Source organism: Pantoea sp. 22096 (genome assembly GCF_052045955.1).
In the GTDB taxonomy this organism is placed as follows: domain Bacteria; phylum Pseudomonadota; class Gammaproteobacteria; order Enterobacterales; family Enterobacteriaceae; genus Pantoea; species Pantoea alfalfae.
This window is the reverse complement of sequence record NZ_JBQEPW010000001.1, coordinates 47,846-66,629: the sequence shown is the minus strand read 5'-3', so window position 1 is coordinate 66,629 and position 18,784 is coordinate 47,846. Positions and strand designations below refer to the sequence as shown.

General features: G+C 56.9%; 16 protein-coding genes. 3 read left to right on the top strand and 13 right to left on the bottom strand.

The genetic code is table 11. The features are described from left to right. Nucleotides 1–49 precede the first annotated feature (49 nt). The 4 genes from glrR to purL form a co-directional block, all read right to left on the bottom strand. A complete protein-coding gene (gene glrR, locus ACTJKZ_RS00320) occupies nt 50–1,384 on the bottom strand; it encodes a two-component system response regulator GlrR (protein WP_161736192.1) in 1,335 nt (444 codons plus the stop codon). Beyond that, the gene (qseG, locus tag ACTJKZ_RS00315) at nt 1,384–2,052 is read right to left on the bottom strand and encodes a two-component system QseEF-associated lipoprotein QseG (RefSeq protein WP_107320023.1); all 669 of its coding nucleotides are present in this window, start codon (nt 2,050–2,052) and stop codon (nt 1,384–1,386) included. The genes glrR and qseG overlap by 1 nt, the downstream gene beginning before the upstream one ends. A 3-nt stretch (nt 2,053–2,055) precedes the next feature. Beyond that, nucleotides 2,056–3,483 carry a sensor histidine kinase gene (locus tag ACTJKZ_RS00310; protein WP_222925119.1) on the bottom strand — a complete coding sequence of 476 codons (1,428 nt, stop codon included), beginning with the start codon at nt 3,481–3,483 and terminating at the stop codon, nt 2,056–2,058. Between the two features lie 562 nt (nt 3,484–4,045). Beyond that, entirely contained in the window at nt 4,046–7,933 is a 3,888-nt protein-coding gene (gene purL, locus ACTJKZ_RS00305; RefSeq protein ID WP_440829073.1) for a phosphoribosylformylglycinamidine synthase, read from the bottom strand. Between the two features lie 267 nt (nt 7,934–8,200). Here purL and mltF point away from each other — a divergent pair, with 267 nt between their 5' ends. Continuing rightward, nucleotides 8,201–9,667: a membrane-bound lytic murein transglycosylase MltF gene (gene mltF / locus ACTJKZ_RS00300; protein ID WP_440829072.1), complete on the top strand. Its 1,467-nt coding sequence runs from the start codon at nt 8,201–8,203 to the stop codon at nt 9,665–9,667. Here the strand turns inward: mltF and tadA are convergent. Continuing rightward, a complete protein-coding gene (gene tadA, locus ACTJKZ_RS00295; protein WP_260059524.1) occupies nt 9,664–10,155 on the bottom strand; it encodes a tRNA adenosine(34) deaminase TadA in 492 nt (163 codons plus the stop codon). The two genes, mltF and tadA, sit on opposite strands and share 4 nt — an antisense overlap. Nucleotides 10,156–10,218: 63 nt before the next feature. Beyond that, the gene (yfhb, locus tag ACTJKZ_RS00290) at nt 10,219–10,857 is read right to left on the bottom strand and encodes a phosphatidylglycerophosphatase C (RefSeq protein ID WP_161736187.1); all 639 of its coding nucleotides are present in this window, start codon (nt 10,855–10,857) and stop codon (nt 10,219–10,221) included. A 155-nt stretch (nt 10,858–11,012) separates the two neighbouring features. On the opposite strand from yfhb, the gene ACTJKZ_RS00285 reads away from it, so the two are divergent. Beyond that, nucleotides 11,013–11,852 carry a MurR/RpiR family transcriptional regulator gene (locus ACTJKZ_RS00285; RefSeq protein ID WP_150012637.1) on the top strand — a complete coding sequence of 280 codons (840 nt, stop codon included), beginning with the start codon at nt 11,013–11,015 and terminating at the stop codon, nt 11,850–11,852. A 55-nt stretch (nt 11,853–11,907) separates the two neighbouring features. After that, nucleotides 11,908–12,156, top strand: coding sequence for a YfhL family 4Fe-4S dicluster ferredoxin (locus tag ACTJKZ_RS00280; protein ID WP_161736185.1), 249 nt, complete (start codon nt 11,908–11,910; stop codon nt 12,154–12,156). On the opposite strand, the gene acpS is transcribed toward ACTJKZ_RS00280, so the two are convergent. From acpS to lepA, 7 genes are all read right to left on the bottom strand, one after another. Next, a complete protein-coding gene (gene acpS, locus ACTJKZ_RS00275) occupies nt 12,153–12,533 on the bottom strand; it encodes a holo-ACP synthase (RefSeq protein WP_161736184.1) in 381 nt (126 codons plus the stop codon). The two genes, ACTJKZ_RS00280 and acpS, sit on opposite strands and share 4 nt — an antisense overlap. Then, a complete protein-coding gene (gene pdxJ, locus ACTJKZ_RS00270; protein ID WP_161736183.1) occupies nt 12,533–13,264 on the bottom strand; it encodes a pyridoxine 5'-phosphate synthase in 732 nt (243 codons plus the stop codon). The genes acpS and pdxJ overlap by 1 nt, the downstream gene beginning before the upstream one ends. A gap of 72 nt (nt 13,265–13,336) precedes the next feature. Continuing rightward, a complete protein-coding gene (recO, locus tag ACTJKZ_RS00265) occupies nt 13,337–14,065 on the bottom strand; it encodes a DNA repair protein RecO (protein WP_161736182.1) in 729 nt (242 codons plus the stop codon). A 4-nt stretch (nt 14,066–14,069) separates the two neighbouring features. Continuing rightward, a complete protein-coding gene (era, locus tag ACTJKZ_RS00260) occupies nt 14,070–14,975 on the bottom strand; it encodes a GTPase Era (RefSeq protein WP_161736181.1) in 906 nt (301 codons plus the stop codon). A gap of 144 nt (nt 14,976–15,119) precedes the next feature. After that, the gene (gene rnc, locus ACTJKZ_RS00255; protein WP_010257656.1) at nt 15,120–15,800 is read right to left on the bottom strand and encodes a ribonuclease III; all 681 of its coding nucleotides are present in this window, start codon (nt 15,798–15,800) and stop codon (nt 15,120–15,122) included. Between the two features lie 131 nt (nt 15,801–15,931). Continuing rightward, entirely contained in the window at nt 15,932–16,906 is a 975-nt protein-coding gene (gene lepB / locus ACTJKZ_RS00250) for a signal peptidase I (RefSeq protein ID WP_440829071.1), read from the bottom strand. A gap of 9 nt (nt 16,907–16,915) precedes the next feature. Then, complete coding sequence (gene lepA / locus ACTJKZ_RS00245) at nt 16,916–18,715, bottom strand: translation elongation factor 4 (protein WP_033783908.1); 1,800 nt, start codon at nt 18,713–18,715, stop codon at nt 16,916–16,918. Nucleotides 18,716–18,784: the final 69 nt, after the last annotated feature.

The following is an 18,784-nucleotide window of genomic DNA, read 5'->3' as shown; positions in this document are numbered from 1 at the left end:
TGCGTCGGGCCTGAGCAGTCAACCTCCCGGTATCACTTCGCCGCCCCCGCTACTCTTTGAAATCACTGGCGTCCAGTTCATGACGAGACAGCAGCTTATAGAACTCCGTGCGATTACGCCCGGCCAGACGTGCGGCGTTGGTCACATTGCCTTTGGTCATCTGCAACAACTTGCGCAGATAGTTCAGCTCAAACTGATTGCGCGCCTCTGCAAATGTCGGCAACGCGCTGTTTTCACCGCTTAAGGCCTGCTCCACCAGCGCATCGCTAATCACCGGCGATGAACTCAGTGCCACGCACTGCTCAATCACGTTCACCAGCTGACGCACGTTGCCCGGCCAGCTGGCCGCCATCAGACGCTTCATTGCATCGACGGAAAAACTGCGAATCTGCGGTTTATGCCGTTCTGCCGCCTGACGTAACAGATGATTAGCCAGCAGCGGGATATCTTCGGTGCGCTGATGCAGTGCCGGAATCTTCAGATTCACCACATTCAGACGATAGAAGAGATCCTCACGGAATTCCTTCTTCTCCATCGCCTTTGGCAGATCGCGATGGGTAGCTGAAATGATGCGCACGTCGATCTCAATATCGTGATCGCTGCCCAGCGGCCTGACCTTACGCTCCTGTAGCACCCGCAGCAATTTCACCTGCAGCGGTTGCGGCATATCGCCAATCTCATCCAGGAACAGCGTGCCGCCGCCAGCGGTTTTAAATAAACCGTCACGGGCACTGACGGCACCGGTGAACGCCCCTTTAGCGTGACCGAACAGCTCTGACTCCAGCAGTTGCTCCGGCAGTGCGCCACAGTTAATGGCGACAAACGGCTTGCCGTTGCGCGGGCTGGCGGCGTGAATCGCCTGCGCCAGCATCTCTTTACCGGTACCGCTCTGACCGTTAATCAGCACGCTGACATCCGACTGCGCCACCATGTGCGCCTGCTCCAGCAGCTTCAACATCAGCGGGCTGCGGGTGACAATCGCTTCGCGCCAGCGGTCATCACTGACCGGCACCTGCTGTGCCAGCGCCTCATCAATGGCTTTATAAAGCGCATCTTTGTCTACCGGTTTGGTCAGGAAGCTGAAAACGCCCTGCTGGGTGGCAGAGACCGCGTCCGGAATAGAGCCGTGCGCCGTCAGGATAATCACTGGCAAGTTGGTGTGGCGTTTCTGGATTTCGCCAAACAGCGCCAGACCGTCCATCTCATCCATACGCAGATCGCTGATCACCAGCTCAATTTTCTCTTTCTGCAGCAGACGCAACGCTTCGGGTCCGCTGCCTGCCGTGGTGACCTGATACCCTTCGCTGCGAAGACGCATGCCCAGCAGCTTCAGCAGGCTGGGATCGTCATCCACCAGCAGCAATTTTGCCGCTTGCCTCACCATTATTGCTCCTCATCCTGCGGCAGTGCCGTGCCGTGACCGCTGTCAGACACATCCGGGGCTTTGCGTGATGAAAGCTGACGCTCAATGTCAGTCAGCCGCTCCAGCTTATGCTGCGTGTCGCTGAGCTGCTGCTGCTGTTTCACCATCTGCTGGCGTATCGCCTCAAGCTGCGTATCACTGCTCTGCTGCAGATGGGCATAACGGGTGCGCGCTTCACTGAGGTCAAGCTGCGCGGTCTGATTACTGCGCCACAGCTGAATCAGCGGGCGCACAGACTGCGGAAAATCGCTGCTGTAGCGATCCAGGGTTTCAACATAGCGACGACGTTCAACAGGCGTCACGTTGCCGTTGGACATCAGTACGCCCTGCTTGAAGGCGCGCGACCAGTTTTCAGCCGGCCAGCGATGGGCTTCGGCACGGGCCTCCGCGGGAGAAAGACGTTCGGCACAGTCGATCGCCCGCATCCAGTAGAGGGTGTTACCCAGCGCCGTACTATTTTCTATCGGCCACAGGTCACTGCAACGGGTCGCCAGGTAATCAGCGATTCTGACCTCGGGTTCCGCCACCTGATGGCCTGACGGCAAAGAGGAGGTGGCCGGGGAGGTCGTACATCCGCTGAGGAGCAGCGTAGTCAGCGTGCTCAACAGCAAAGCGGGTAAATATTTCATCAGTCAGACTTTCCCGGCTGTGGTGTTCAGTTCAATTCGAAAACAGACGTCAGCCTGCTCGCAGGAGACCAGCGTCAGATCGCCCTGCATCCGGCGCAGGCAATCTTTGGCGATACTCAATCCCAGCCCGCTGCCTTTCACCGGCCCTTTACGCTGCTGGCTGCCCTGGTAGAACGGTTCGAAAATCATCGCCTGCTCTTCAGGCGGGATCGGCGAGCCGCTATTCGCGACCTCAATCCAGATCCGATCGCCCTGCTGCTGACTGCGAAGCCAGATGGTACCGGATTCGCTGCCGTAGTTCACGGCGTTCGAATAGAGGTTGTCGATGACCCGCATCAGTAACATCGGTTCTGCGAGGCAGTGACTGACCTTAAGATCGACGACCGTCTGCATCAGTTTGGCGCGCGCCGAAAGCGCATGTGCGTTAACGACATCTTCCACAATCTCCGCCACGCTGACCGGCTCCAGCGCGATCGGGCCATCCGCCAGTTTGCGGTTGTAATCGAGCAGCTGTTCAATCAGCTGCTGCAGATGGCGACTGCTGCTGTCGAGGATAGTGACCACTTCTTTTTGATCGACATTCAGCGAGCCGGCGACTTCGTCCGCCAGCAGTTCCGTGCCTTCACGCAGGCTGGCCAGCGGCGTTTTCAGCTCGTGAGAGAGATGGCGAAGAAATTCATGACGCTGCGATTCCAGCCACTGAAGCCGCTCGCTGAGCCAGACGATGCGCTGTCCCAGCGATCGCAATTCGCGCGGACCGCGAAATGTCCCGCTGTTACCCAGTGCCCGCCCTTCGCCAAGCCGGTTGATCATCCGTTCAATGCGCTTAACCGGACCGATAATCATGCCGGTAAACAGCGTCATCAGTGCCAGACTGATGATAAACAGAATCAGCGCCTGCCAGCCAAAAAACTGGCCGCGATCGGCAATTTCGCGCTGCAGCTGTAAGCCACGCGAAAAGACCACTTCGCGCGTGTCCTGCACCATCTGCGCATTGGTCGCAGAAAAGCGATCCAGCGCCTCTGCGGCAACCGGCACCGGATTACCATTGTCACATTTCAGTGGCGTCAGCAGCGGCAGCGTCGCCTGTAAGGTCTGGAATGCGGGCAGTTCGGGCAGGCTGGCGCTGTGCGAGCTCAGCATCTGACTGTAGCGGGTATGCTGAGTCTGATAGAGGCGCGCCAGCGAGGCATCATCCAGCACGCAGTACTGGCGATAGCTACGCTCCAGCTCAACCGCCGTTCGCGCCATCGCCTCACTTCTGCGCACATCGGTAAAGGTATTGCGGTTAGTGTCCGCAGCCTGTTCGCTTAATGCAGAGAGACTTTCCCACGCCTGCCAGGCCAGTACCAGCAGGGGCAGCAGCACCAGGACAAACGCCATCAGCACCAGCTGACGCAGAGAACGGGGAAATAAACGCCATTTTTTCACGCAGCCGCTTCCTTAAGATTCGCTGTCTGGATGCTAGCGGACTCTGTCTGCGGAAGAAAGGGGAACGAAAGAAAACGGCAGGCTCAATGGCCTGCCGCTGGCACGACGCGTGATGCATCGCGTAAGAATGGGTGGAGCCTTACTCAACGTTACGTCCGGTGTTTGATAACGCAAGCGATTATCGGTCAGGTGGACGGCAGGCTCCGTTTGGTGCGTCATTCGGGCTTTATGAGCTCTTATCCGCTAAGCGGGGCAATCATAAACAGGTGAATGAGCAGCTGCATGAGTATAGCAAGTTCCATGCCAGAAAATAAATCATTATATTTTTCAGCAAATTGAGCAGGCCCGCCCGCTGACTGTCGCGAAAAATCTTATATCAGCACAGGCTGTCTGTCTCCGTAAGGCGACACTAAAATCAGTCTGATAAGCACGCATTAAAAATCAACGAGATAAATGTCGCCATACAGCGACAGCGCAAAGGCTCTGTTGTCGTTATTTGCCAACAGCGGCGCAAAAAAGAACAGGAGGCACGCTGGCCTCCTGTTCATTTCAGTGGATTAAATTAACCCAGCTGTCTGCGCGCATTGCGGAAAATGCGCATCCACGGACTGTCTTCGCCCCACTCGGCCGGATGCCAGGAGTTGCTGACGGTACGGAACACGCGCTCCGGATGCGGCATCATAATGGTGACGCGGCCACTTTCATTGGTCACCGCGGTGATGCCGTCAGGAGAACCATTCGGGTTAGCCGGATAGGTTTCTGTCACCTTGCCGAAGTTATCGACAAAGCGCAGTGCCACCAGCCCTTTCGACTCCAGCGCCGCCAGATGTGTCGCATCACGGACTTCAACAAAGCCTTCACCGTGCGACACCGCGATAGGCATATGCGAACCGGCCATGCCGTCCAGCAGCAGTGACGGACTGGCGGCCACTTCAACCAGGCTGAAGCGTGCTTCAAAGCGCTCAGACTGGTTACGCACAAAGCGCGGCCAGAGGTCGCTACCTGGGATCAGTTCGTGCAGGTTGGACATCATCTGGCAACCGTTGCAGACGCCCAGCGCCAGAGTTTGCGGACGGTGGAAGAAGGTTTCGAACTCGTCACGCACGCGTGGGTTGAACAGAATCGATTTCGCCCAGCCCTCACCGGCACCCAGCACATCGCCGTAAGAGAAGCCGCCACAGGCCACCAGCGCCTGGAACTCTTCCAGACCGCGACGTCCGGCCAGCAGATCGCTCATGTGGACGTCAATGGCGGTGAAACCGGCCCGATCAAAGGCGGCGGCCATCTCCACATGGGAGTTGACGCCCTGCTCACGCAGCACGGCGACGCGTGGACGTGCGCCCGTAGCGATCATCGGTGCAGCCACATCTTCCTGCGGATTGAAGGTCAGATTCACGTTCAGGCCAGGGTCACTGTCGTTCTTCTTCGCTTCATGTTCCTGATCGGCACACGCCGGGTTGTCGCGCAGGCGCTGCATCTGCCAGGTGGTTTCCGCCCACCAGGTGCGCAGCGTGGTACGGCTTTCGCTGTAAACCGCGCGGTCACCGGCACGGATCACAAAGCGATCGCCCGGCTGTGCACTGCCCAGCAGATGCGTCGAAGCGGCAAGGCCATGATCCGCCAGGATCTGCTCAACCGCTGCGCGATCGGCGGCATTGATCTGGATCACCGCGCCCAGCTCTTCGGTAAACAGGGCGGCCAGCGCATCGTTGCCCAGCGAGGCGATATCAACGTCAATACCGCAGTGACCGGCAAAGGCCATCTCGGCCAGCGTCACCAGCAGACCGCCGTCGGAACGATCGTGGTAAGCCAGCAGTTTCTGCTCAGCCACCAGCGCCTGAATCGCATTGAAGAAGCCCGCCAGCTGTGTGGCATCACGCACGTCGGCAGGTTTGTCGCCGAGCTGACGATAGACCTGCGACAGCGCGGTTGCGCCCAGCGTATTCGCGCCGTTACCCAGATCAATCAGCAGCAGCAGGTTGTCCTGTTCGGCCTGCAGCTGTGGCGTGACGGTACGACGCACATCTTCGACGCGGGCAAACGCGGTAATCACCAGCGACAGCGGCGAGGTCATCTCACGCTGTTCGGTGCCTTCCTGCCAGCGGGTTTTCATCGACATCGAATCTTTACCGACCGGAATAGTGATCCCCAGCGCCGGGCAAAGCTCTTCGCCGACTGCTTTCACCGCCGCATATAAACCGGCATCTTCACCCGGGTGACCGGCTGCAGACATCCAGTTAGCGGAGAGTTTCACACGCTTCAGCGAACCAATCTGCGTTGCCGCCAGGTTGGTCAGTGCTTCACCGACAGCCAGACGCCCCGACGCTGCGAAATCCAGCAGCGCAACCGGTGAACGTTCGCCCAGGGCAAAGGCCTCACCGTGGTAGCTGTCGAGGCTGGCGGTGGTCACCGCACAGTTGGCAACCGGGATCTGCCACGGGCCGACCATCTGATCGCGCGCTACCATGCCGGTCACGCTGCGGTCACCGATGGTGATCAGGAAGGTTTTTTCCGCCACGGCAGGCAGATGCAGTACGCGATTCACCGCATCGACCAGCGTAATGCCGTCGCGCTGCAGTTCAGTACCCTGTGCCTGCTGTGTCACCACATCACGCGTCATCTTCGGCGTTTTGCCCAGCAGCACGTCAAGCGGCATGTCGATGGGCTTATTATCGAAATGGCTGTCTTCCAGGCTCAGGTGCAGCTCTTCGGTCGCTTCACCAATCACCGCGAACGGTGCGCGTTCGCGCTGGCAGATCGCCTCGAACTGTGCGAGCTGATCGGGCGCTACGGCCATCACATAACGTTCCTGTGATTCGTTACACCAGACTTCCAGCGGGCTCATGCCTGGCTCATCACTCAGGATGTCACGCAGGTTAAACCGGCCACCACGACCGCCGTCGCTGACCAGCTCCGGCATGGCATTGGAAAGGCCGCCAGCGCCCACGTCGTGGATAAACAGAATCGGGTTCTCATCGCCCAGCTGCCAGCAGCGGTCGATCACTTCCTGGCAACGGCGTTCCATCTCCGGGTTGTCACGCTGAACGGAGGCGAAATCGAGATCGGCATCAGACTGACCCGAAGCCATGGATGACGCCGCGCCGCCGCCCAGACCGATGTTCATGGCCGGACCACCCAGCACCACCAGCTTCGCGCCGACGGTAATTTCGCCTTTCTGCACGTGATCGGCGCGGATGTTACCGATGCCGCCCGCCAGCATAATCGGCTTATGATAGCCACGCAGCTCGGTGCCGTTGTGGCTGGTGACCTGCTCTTCATAGGTACGGAAATAGCCATTCAGTGCCGGACGACCAAATTCATTGTTAAACGCAGCGCCGCCCAGAGGCCCGTCGGTCATGATTTCCAGCGCGCTGACGATGCGCGCCGGTTTGCCGAAGTCCTCTTCCCATGGCTGTTCAAAGCCAGGGATGCGCAGGTTAGAGACCGAGAATCCAACCAGGCCCGCTTTGGGCTTGGAGCCGCGTCCGGTTGCGCCTTCATCACGGATCTCACCACCGGAACCGGTCGCGGCGCCTGGCCACGGCGAGATGGCCGTTGGATGGTTATGCGTTTCCACCTTCATCAGGATGTGCGCGGCTTCCTGATGCCAGCGGTATTCGCTTTCGCCGGCGTCAGCAAAGAAGCGGCCAACCTCTGACCCTTCCATCACGGCGGCATTATCTTTATAAGCAGAGAGCACGAAGTCCGGCGTCTGCTCCATAGTGTTTTTGATCATCTTAAACAGCGACTTCGGCTGTTTCTCGCCGTCGATAATCCAGTCGGCGTTGAAGATCTTGTGACGACAGTGCTCAGAGTTCGCCTGCGCAAACATATAGAGTTCAATGTCGTTGGGATTGCGGCCCAGCGCGGTAAATGCCGCCACCAGGTAGTCAATTTCATCGTCTGCCAGCGCCAGACCCAGCGAGATATTTGCCTGAACCAGCGCCTGACGGCCCTCACCCAGCAGATCGACACTCTTCACTGGCTGCGGCGTATGGTGCGCAAACAGCTGCTCAGCCTGCGCCAGATCGCTATAGACCGTTTCCATCATCCTATCGTGCAGCAGTGTACCCAGCGTCTGCCACTGCGCTTCCGTCAGTTGCGGAGCCTGCACATAAAAAGCCAGACCACGTTCCAGACGACGTACCTGCGGCAGGCCGCAGTTATGAGCAATGTCGGTGGCTTTGGATGACCAGGGCGAAATGGTGCCGGGACGTGGCGTCACCAGCAGCAGACGTCCCTGTGGAGCATGTTCAGCGAGAGAGGGACCATATTTAAGCAGGCGTTGCAGGCGGCTCTGTTCGTCAGCGGTTAAGGGCGTACTGACATCAGCAAAATGGATGTACTCAGCGTAAATATCACTCACCGGCAGATGAGCGTCCTGAAAGCGGGTCAGCAGTTTGTTTACACGAAATGCCGACAGGGCGGGCGAACCACGCAGAATTTCCATTAATAAGTCTCTCGTCAGGGCGCCGGGCGACGCTTGATTGGGCGCAACAGGGAAAACGGGGCGTATTATAGAGAAAGCGACCTCGCGACGAAACCGTTTGCGCACAATTTTTGGCAACCCGGATTTGCCTGAATTTTGCGCAAAAGCTGCTATAAAAGTTGCTCAGTGTGATTTTGTTGCGCAAAATGCCCCTCGCTCTGGGAGTTCAAAGAAGATAAATACTGCCTTTAAAAGACAGAGGCCTTAGAGCCAGCGAGAGATAACTATTTGAAACGCCTAAAATTTAATTATCTGTTTATCGGTCTGGTTGCCGTGCTGTTAGCGTTAGCGCTGTGGCCATCCATTCCCTGGTATGGGGGTGGGCAGGACAGGATTTCACAGATTAAATCACGGGGAGTCCTGCGGGTCAGTACCATCAACTCCCCATTGACGTACTACACAGTTAACCAGTTACCGGCCGGTATGGATTATGAGCTGGCAAAACGCTTCGCCGATTATCTTGGCGTCAAACTGAAGGTGACGGTTCGTCCTAACCTGAGCGATCTGTTTGATGACCTTGACGATGGTAAAGCCGATTTGCTGGCCGCTGGCCTGAACTACAACAATGAACGCCTGACGCGCTATCAGACCGGGCCAGGTTACTACAACGTTTCACAACAGCTGGTCTATCGCGTGGATAAGCCACGCCCTAAAAACCTCGGTGACTTAAAGGGGCGGCTGACGGTTGCATCAGGATCGGCCTATCTGTCAACGCTAAAGAGCGCGCGTTCCAATCAGTTCCCCGATCTGGACTGGGCGATCTCCACCGATCAGAGTCCTAAAGCTCTGCTGGAAGCGGTCGCCGACGGCAAGCTCGACTATACCATTGGTGACTCCGTCACTATTGCACTGTTGCAGCGCATCTATCCGCAGCTGGCGGTGGCGTTCGATGTTACCGATGAAGAGCCGGTAACCTGGTATGTGCGGCACAGCGATGACGATAGCCTGAATGCAGCAATGCTCGACTTCTTTAATGGTATGGGCGAAGAAGGCGCGATGGCGCGGCTGGAGGAGAAATATCTCGGTCACGTCGGCACCTTTGACTATGTTGATACGCGCACGTTCCTGCGCGCCATCGACAATACGCTGCCCGACATCAAGCCACTGTTTGAGAAGTACGCCACCAGCATCGACTGGCGGCTGCTGGCGGCAATCTCCTATCAGGAGTCGCACTGGAACCCGCAGGCTACCTCGCCGACCGGCGTGCGCGGCATGATGATGCTGACGCGTAACACCGCTGATAGCCTGGATGTGGGCGATCGAACCGATCCCGAACAGAGCATTCGCGGTGGCAGTCAGTATCTGCAGGATATGATGGCGAAGGTGCCGCAGACCATCCCGGAAGATGAGCGCATCTGGTTTGCGCTGGCGGCTTATAACATGGGTTATGCCCATATGCTTGACGTCCGCAAGCTGACGGCACGCCAGGGCGGTAATCCGGACAGCTGGGCGGATGTGAAGCTGCGTCTGCCCATGCTGAGTCAGAAGCGTTACTACACCCAGACGGCTTATGGCTATGCCCGTGGGCATGAAGCCTATAACTATGTGGAGAACATCCGCAAATATCAGTTAAGCCTGGTGGGTTATCTGCAGGAGCAGGAAAAACGCCTGGCGCAGCAGGCTGAAGCACAAGAATCACAAGCCGAACTGGCCAAAGGCTACCCGGCGGTCGAACCAAAGATCGCCATGAATTAATCCTGGCGTTGCGCCTGACGCAGCGCTTTTTTCTGCTCGCGACGCATACGGAAGAAGTCGCTCAGCATAGCGGCACACTCTTCAGCCAGCACGCCGCTGTGCAGTTCAACCTGATGATTCATGCCGGGGTGGCCCAGCACATCCAGCAGCGACCCCGCCGCCCCACTTTTAATATCGTGCGCACCATAGATCAGCCGGCTGATGCGGCTGTGAACCATGGCGCCGGCGCACATCACGCACGGCTCCAGCGTCACGTAGAGCGTGGTGTCCAGCAGACGATAATTTTCCAGTACCTTACCGCCCTGCCGCAACGCCATAATCTCCGCATGCGCCGTCGGATCGTGCTGGCCGATGGGCCGGTTCCAGCCTTCACCGATCACCCGATCATTCTGAACCAGCACCGCACCCACCGGCACTTCGCCCTGCTCCCACGCCCGGCGCGCCAGGTCAAGCGCATGGCGCATCCAGTATTCATCTTGTTGTTTCATGCTGACCACTCCGGGCGACAGAAAAGCGGCGCATTATAGCGGTCTCACCGATCCTTTAGAAATTTATTCCAGCTGTTGCAGCTCACCTGCGGGTGTTACGCGCCAGCGATGCTGACAGAAAAACAGCAGCGGGTTGTCCTGTTTGCTGTCGCTATAGCCGCTGTAGAGCTGTAGCGGCGTGCCGATTTTCTCTTCAAGCTGGGCCACTTTCTCATGGCCGAGGCAGCGCATTGCCAGTACCCGCCCGCCCCAGCCGCGCTGCATCTGACTGGCAATCAGCTTCACGCGTGGCAGAAACGCGGAGTCGTAATAGACCTGCTCTACCAATGACTGTGGCGATCCGGTGATGAGCCAGACGTCAGCATCATCACTGCCGAGGTAATCCGTCAGGCGCTGCTGCACCACCGGGAAGGCTTTTACGCGCAGGCGAAACCACTGGGCAAACTCGGCTTCGAGGCGCAGCAATGTCTGCTCGGAGCGGCCAAAGGTAATTGACCAGAGCAGCAGGCTCATGGGCCAGCGTGCCGCACGGCCTTTAAACAGCAAGCCCATGCCCACCACCGGCAGTAACGGCACCACCAGCAGCAGATTCAGCGGACGGCGACGCAGCAGATAGCGCATAAAGGTGCCGAACATGTCCTGCTGATGCAAAGTGCCATCGAGGTCGAAAAATACGATGCGACGTTGTGTTCCCCTGGTCAAACAACTCTCCTTAACGGCTGATTCCGGGATGATAAAGAGTAGTGTAGCCATCATCAGGCGGTACGGCGATGACGGTCATTTTTAATTCCGATGACTACAATGCCTGATGAATAGTTTATTCTTCACTGATTATCCCTGAATTACGAGGATTGGGCATGAGTTCATTGCTGCGCATTCGCCAGCTTTATCCACGTCTGGCATTGAACGAGCGTCGGCTGGCGGATTTTTTACTGTCGCAACCCGATAAGGCACGTCACCTGAGTTCGCAAAAGCTGGCGGAAGAGTCCGGCGTCAGCCAGTCGAGCGTGGTGAAGTTTGCTCAGAAGCTGGGATACAAAGGCTTTCCGGCGCTTAAGCTGGCTCTGAGTGAGTCACTGGCGGACAAGGATGCTATTACCGTGCATAACCATATCCTCAGCGACGACCCGCTTAAAATGGTGGGGGAAAAGCTGCTGACCGAAAAGCTTTCGGCGATTCGCGCCACGCTGGATATTAATAGCGAAGAGAAGCTCAACGATGTGTTACAGCTGCTGAAAAATGCCCGGCGCATTTTACTGGTCGGCATCGGTGCATCGGGCCTGGTGGCGAAGGATTTCTCCTGGAAGCTGATGAAGATTGGCATTAATGCAGTGGCGGAACAGGATATGCACGCCCTGCTGGCCAGCGTGCAGGCGATGGGGCCAGGCGATGTGCTGCTGGCCATCTCCTACACCGGGGAACGGCGCGAGATTAATCTGGCGGCGCAGGAAGCGGTGCAGGTGGGCGCCGATGTGGTGGCGTTTACCGGCTTTACGCCGAACACCCTGCAGCAGAGTGCCAGCTATTGTCTCTACACGGTGGCGGAAGAACAGAGCACCCGCAGCGCAGCGATCTCTTCGACCACCGCACAGCTGGCGCTGACCGATCTGCTGTTTATGGCGCTGGTGCAAAACGATCCGGAGCGTGCGTCGAGTCATATTCGTCACAGCGAAGCGCTGGTGAAAAAGCTGGTCTGATCAGCGACAGCGCGTATAATACCCGCGCTTTTTCTGTTGTTATCAGGTGGGAAAAATGGCGCTGTTGATTACGGCCAGATGCATTAACTGCGATATGTGTGAACCGGAGTGCCCGAACCAGGCGATTTCACTGGGCGATGCGATCTATGAGATTGATGTCAGCCGCTGCACGGAATGCGTCGGGCATTATGAGGTGCCAACCTGTCAGCAGGTCTGCCCCATCGACAACACCATCATCACTGACCCACAGCACACCGAATCACGCGATGCGCTGTGGGAGAAGTTCGTGCTGCTGCACGGCTAGCTCTCAATGATGACTGTGGCGCAGGCATAGTGACGCTCATCGGCCAGCGTCACGTGAACGTGTTTAACGCCCAGCCTCTCCGCCACGTCAGCTGCATGCTGAAAGAAGCGTAACCCCGGTTTACCCAGCGCATCGTTGTAAACTTCAAACTGATTAAACGCCAGACCACCGCGAATGCCGGTGCCAAAGGCTTTTGCTGCCGCCTCTTTGACTGCAAACCGCTTGGAGAGAAAGCGCACCGGCTGCTTGTGTGCCTGATACTGCTGCCATTCGGCTTCGCTCAGCACCCGGCGCGCCAGCCGGTCGCCGGAGCGCTCAATCACCCCGGCGATGCGTTCAATCTCAACGATGTCGCTGCCCAGTCCCAGAATAGCCATTAGCGGCGGGCTTCACGCAGCAGTTGCTTCATCTCTTTAACCGCCTCCGGCAGGCCACTCATCACCGCACGACCGATAATGGCATGGCCGATGTTCAGCTCATGCATTTCCGGCAGCGCCGCAATCGGCAACACGTTGTGGTAGGTCAGACCGTGACCGGCGTTGACCTTCAGCCCCAGGCTGGCGGCAAAGGTGGCGGCATGGCGAATGCGTGCCAGCTCCGCGTCACGTCCCCGTCCCTCTGGTGCCTCGGCATAAGCGCCGGTGTGAATTTCGATATAAGGCGCACCTGTGGCAACGGCCGCTTCGATCTGGCGGTGGTCGGCATCAATAAACAGTGAAACCAGAATGCCCGCATCACGCAGCAGTCGTACAGCCGCGTTCATCTTCTCCTGCTGCCCTGCCACATCCAGTCCGCCTTCCGTGGTCACTTCCTGACGCTTTTCGGGCACCAGACAGCAGAAATGGGGCTGGATATCGCAGGCGATGCCGATCATCTCATCAGTGACCGCCATCTCCAGATTCATGCGCGTCTGGATAGTGTCACGCAGGATACGCACGTCGCGGTCGGTAATGTGACGGCGATCTTCGCGCAGGTGCACCGTAATACCGTCTGCGCCTGCCTGCTCGGCGATGAACGCCGCCTGCACCGGATCGGGATAGTTTGTCCCACGGGCGTTACGCACCGTGGCAATGTGATCGATATTGACACCTAACAGCAACTCAGCCATGACCATCCTCACTTCTTTTCCATCGTGATGTTGAGTGTACCGCGCAAATGTAAACAGGCGGTACGACCAGCGCTATTCTTCTTCCTGTTCGGGCTTTTTCTTCGGGATAAACTGGCGGAACAGCTCCTGACTTTTCAGCGGCTTGCCACCCAGATAGGGCTTCAGGGCGATGCGGGTAAAGCGCTTAGCAGCGCGCAGCGTATCGGCATCGGGAAACTCACGTTCACACAGGGCGTGCAACTCACGGCCGGTAAAGCTGCGCTGATTGACCACCAGACTGGCGATAAAACCGCGCTCTTCACGGTAGCTGTACGTCATGTCTTCGCTGACCGGCTCGCCGCTACCGGCGCAATGCAGGAAGTCGACGCCATACCCCAGATGACCGAGCAGCGCCAGTTCAAAACGGCGCAGTGCCGGTTCGGGCTTGCCGTGCGTGGAAGCTAATGCCTGAAGGCAGTTGAGATAGTCGAAGAAAAGTTCCTGGAAAGGAGATTCCGGCTGCAATACGCGCGAGACCAGCTCATTGACGTAGAGACCGCAGTAGAGCGTGATGCCGCTGAGCGGTAAGGCCAGCGACACCGCTTCAGCATTGCGCAGGGTTTTGACGTCCCCGCGCCCGCTCCAGCGAACCAGCAGCGGGGTAAAAGGCTGTAATGCACCTTTCAGCTGAGAGCGCCGCGAGCGTGCGCCCTTGGCCAGCACCCGTACCCGCCCTTCGTTTTCGCTGAACAGGTCGAGCAGCAGGCTGGTTTCGCTGAAGGGACGACTATGCAGCACAAAGGCGCGTTGCCAGCCTTCCATTGAATCAGAGATCGTCTGTATAACCCAGGCTGCGCAGCGCTCGTTCGTCATCTGCCCAGCCGGATTTCACTTTCACCCACAGTTCGAGGTGCACTTTCGCTTCGAACATCTCTTCCATGTCCCTGCGCGCTTCTGTTCCGATGACTTTGATTTTGGCACCTTTGTTGCCAATCACCATCTTCTTCTGCCCTTCGCGCTCGACCAGAATCAGTCCATGAATGTCGTAACCGCCGCGTTCGTTGGTCACGAAGCGCTCAATCTCCACGGTGACCGAGTAAGGCAGTTCAGCGCCCAGGAAGCGCATCAGTTTTTCACGGATCATCTCTGACGCCATGAAACGCTGAGAGCGATCGGTGATGTAATCTTCCGGGAAGTGATGATCGGCCTGCGGCAGATGCTTGCGGGTAATGGCCGCAATGGTATCGACGTTTTTGCCGCTCTCCGCAGAGACTGGCACGATATCAAGGAAGTTCATCTGCTGGCTCAGGAACTGCAGATGCGGCAGCAGGATGGTTTTATCCTGGATGTTGTCGACTTTATTCACAGCCAGCACAACCGGCACTTTATTGTCGCGCAGTTTGTTTAACACCATCTCATCATCTGGCGTCCAGCGGGTACCTTCAACGACGAAGATCACCAGCTCTACGTCGCCGATAGAACTGCTGGCTGCACGGTTCATCAGACGGTTAATGGCGCGCTTCTCTTCCATGTGCAGTCCGGGGGTATCAACGTAAATCGCCTGATAGTTGCCCTCAGTATGAATGCCCATGATACGGTGGCGCGTGGTTTGCGGCTTACGCGAGGTGATCGACACCTTCTGCCCCAGCAACTGGTTCAGTAAGGTGGATTTACCGACGTTCGGTCGGCCAACAATCGCGACAAAGCCGCAATAAGTAACGTTTTCGCTCATTCGAGTCCTGAATTGTTCAGCGCCTGATGCGGCGCCGAAGAGTGCTATTTGAGTCATGTGTCATTCAGCGTCTTCTGACGCCGGGATAGAGCTGTCAGAGGGTGATTGATTCAGCGCCGGTTATGGCACTGTCACCCGACAGACCTATTCGAGACCTAATTTTATCAGTGCCTGTTCAGCCGCTGCCTGCTCGGCTTTACGACGGCTGGAGCCGACGCCGACGACCGGCTCGGCCATGCCACTCACCTGACAGTGAATGGTGAATTCCTGATCGTGGGCTTCGCCGCGCACCTGCACCACCAGATAACTTGGCAGCGGCAGATGACGTCCCTGCAGATACTCCTGCAGGCGCGTTTTGGGATCTTTTTGTTTGTCGCCAGGACTGATTTCATCCAGGCGCGTCTGATACCAGTCGAGGATCAGCTGCTCTACCCGCTCGATGCTGCTGTCGAGGAAGATGCCGCCAATCAGCGCTTCCACCGTATCCGCCAGGATCGATTCGCGACGGAAACCGCCGCTTTTCAGCTCACCCGGCCCTAAGCGCAGGCACTCGCCAAGATCAAATTCGCGTGCCATTTCAGCCAGCGTATTGCCGCGCACCAGCGTGGCACGCATGCGGCTCATGTCACCTTCATCAACCCGCGGGAAGCGGTGATAAAGGGCATTCGCAATCACATAGCTAAGAATAGAATCGCCCAGAAATTCCAGGCGCTCGTTGTGCTTGCTGCTGGCGCTGCGGTGAGTCAGGGCCTGCTGTAACAGTTCCGAATGAGTAAAAGTGTAGCCCAGTTTGCGCTGAAGCTTGTTAATCAGGATGGGGTTCATGCGATTCCAGTTCTTTGTTGCGTCTGTGACTCTGCATACCAAACGGGGCTGGCAGTCCAACACGTTCCGTTTGGTGTGCAGTGGCCTCCCTGAGGAGGCCACCCGATTTGCCTGTTAATCAGACAAAATTATTAGTGGATACCGCCGATGCGACTGAATCGCACGCCGGTTGGCCACTGACCTTCTTGTTTCTCAAAACTCATCCAGATAGCGACCGCTTTACCGACCAGATTACGCTCCGGGACAAAGCCCCAGTAACGGCTGTCGGCGCTGTTATCACGGTTGTCGCCCATCATGAAGTATTGCCCTTTCGGCACGACCCAGCTCGCCTGCGGCTGACCCGGCTGCTGATAATACATGCCCGCCTGACTCTGCGCTTCGTTAACCAGCAGAATGTCATGGGTCACGTTACCGATAGTCTCTTTACGGGTTGCCATGCGCAGACCACCGCGCAGGGTATCGCCCTGTGGCACCTGATAAAAACCGTTGCCGGTTTCGTTGCCATCAAAGCCGCTAAAAGTCTGAATAAAGTTGCTTGGTTCAACGTCGTTATAAGTCACTGCCAACGCTGTGTCACAGGCTTTATCATCACCACAGGTCGGTTTCACCGTTAGCGTTTTGCTGTAAGGATCATAGATGACTTTATCGCCTGGCAGGCCAATCACGCGCTTAATATAATCCAGGCTCGGATCTTTCGGGTATTTAAATACCGCAATGTCGCCGCGCTTCGGCTGACCGGTTGGGATCAGCGTCGTCTGGGTAATCGGATCTTTAATGCCGTAAGCAAACTTCTCCACCAGAATAAAGTCGCCAATCAGCAGCGTTGGCATCATCGAGCCAGAGGGAATCTGGAACGGTTCGTAAATAAACGAACGCACGATGAAAACCACGGCCAGCACCGGGAACACGGAGGCGGTCGTCTCAACCCAGCCTGGCTGTGAAGAGACTTTCGCCAGCGTTTTGCTGTCAAGCGCGTTACCGGTCTGGGCCTGCGCCGCCGCCTGTTTCGCGCGACGCTCGGGTGCCCATTTGAAACGATCAATTACCCAGACGATGCCAGTAATCAGCGTCGCTATCGCCAGAATCAGGGCGAACATATTAGCCATTGGAAATCCTTATTTGCTGTCCTTACCGACATGCAGAATGGCGAGGAACGCTTCCTGTGGCAGCTCAACGTTACCAACCTGCTTCATACGCTTCTTACCATCTTTCTGTTTCTGCAACAGTTTCTTCTTACGGCTGACGTCACCGCCATAACACTTGGCGAGAACGTTTTTGCGCAGCTGTTTAACCGTTGAGCGCGCAATAATGTGGTTACCGATGGCAGCCTGAATCGCAATATCAAACTGCTGGCGCGGGATGAGATCTTTCATTTTCTCAACCAGATCGCGGCCACGATAAGGCGCATTGTCGCGGTGAGTAATCAGCGCCAGCGCATCCACACGTTCAGAGTTAATCAGTACGTCGACACGCACCATGTCTGAAGGCTGGAAACGTTTGAAGTTGTAATCCAGCGAGGCATAACCGCGCGAGGTGGATTTCAGACGGTCAAAGAAGTCGAGAACCACTTCTGCCATCGGAATTTCATACGTCAGTGCAACCTGATTGCCGTGGTAAACCATGTTGGTCTGCACGCCACGCTTCTCAATACAGAGCGTGATGACGTTGCCCAGATACTCCTGTGGCAGCAGCATGTGACATTCCGCGATCGGCTCACGCAGCTCTTCGATGTTATTCAGTGGCGGCAGCTTGGATGGACTATCGACATGAACAATTTCGCCACCGGTGGTCACGACTTCATACACTACCGTCGGTGCAGTGGTAATCAGATCGAGATCGTATTCGCGCTCCAGACGCTCCTGGATGATCTCCATGTGCAGCAGACCGAGGAAGCCACAGCGGAAACCAAAGCCCAGCGCCGTTGAGCTTTCTGGCTCATAGAACAGCGAGGCATCGTTCAGGCTCAGCTTGCCGAGCGCATCACGGAACGCTTCATAATCGTCAGAGCTGATCGGGAACAGACCGGCATAAACCTGCGGCTTCACTTTTTTAAAGCCTGGCAGCGCTTTGTCTGCCGGGTTGCGAGCGGTGGTGAGGGTATCGCCCACCGGTGCGCCGAGGATATCTTTAATGGCGCAGACCAGCCAGCCGACTTCACCGCAGTTCAGTTCATTACGGTCGACACGTTTCGGGGTAAAGATACCCAGGCGGTCAGCGTTATAAACCTGACCGGTGCTGAGGACTTTGATCTTGTCACCTTTACGCATGGTGCCGTTTTTTACACGCACCAGCGAGACAACGCCCAGATAGTTATCAAACCAGGAATCGATAATCAGCGCCTGTAGCGGACCTTCCGGATCGCCTTCCGGCGGCGGAATATCGCGCACTAAGCGTTCCAGCACGTCCGGAACGCCGACGCCGGTTTTAGCGGAGCAGCGCACCGCATCAGCAGCATCGATGCCGACGATATCTTCAATCTCCTGCGCAGCGCGATCGGGATCGGCAGCAGGCAGGTCGATTTTGTTCAGAACCGGCACTACTTCCAGATCCATCTCCATCGCGGTGTAGCAGTTCGCCAGTGTCTGCGCTTCAACACCCTGACCCGCATCCACCACCAGCAATGCACCTTCGCAGGCAGCCAGTGAGCGGGAAACTTCATAAGAGAAGTCTACGTGGCCCGGAGTATCAATGAAATTGAGCTGGTAAGTTTCGCCGTCTTTCGCGTGGTAATCGAGTGTGACGCTCTGTGCTTTGATAGTAATGCCACGCTCACGCTCCAAATCCATGGAGTCAAGAACCTGCGCAGCCATTTCACGGTCAGAAAGGCCACCGCAGATCTGAATAAGGCGGTCAGAGAGCGTAGATTTACCATGGTCGATATGAGCGATGATGGAGAAATTTCTTATGTGCTTCATTTATAGGGATATCTTCGCTTAAAATTCAGTTGAAAATCTGAGCACAGACACATTCAGGAAGATCGCTCT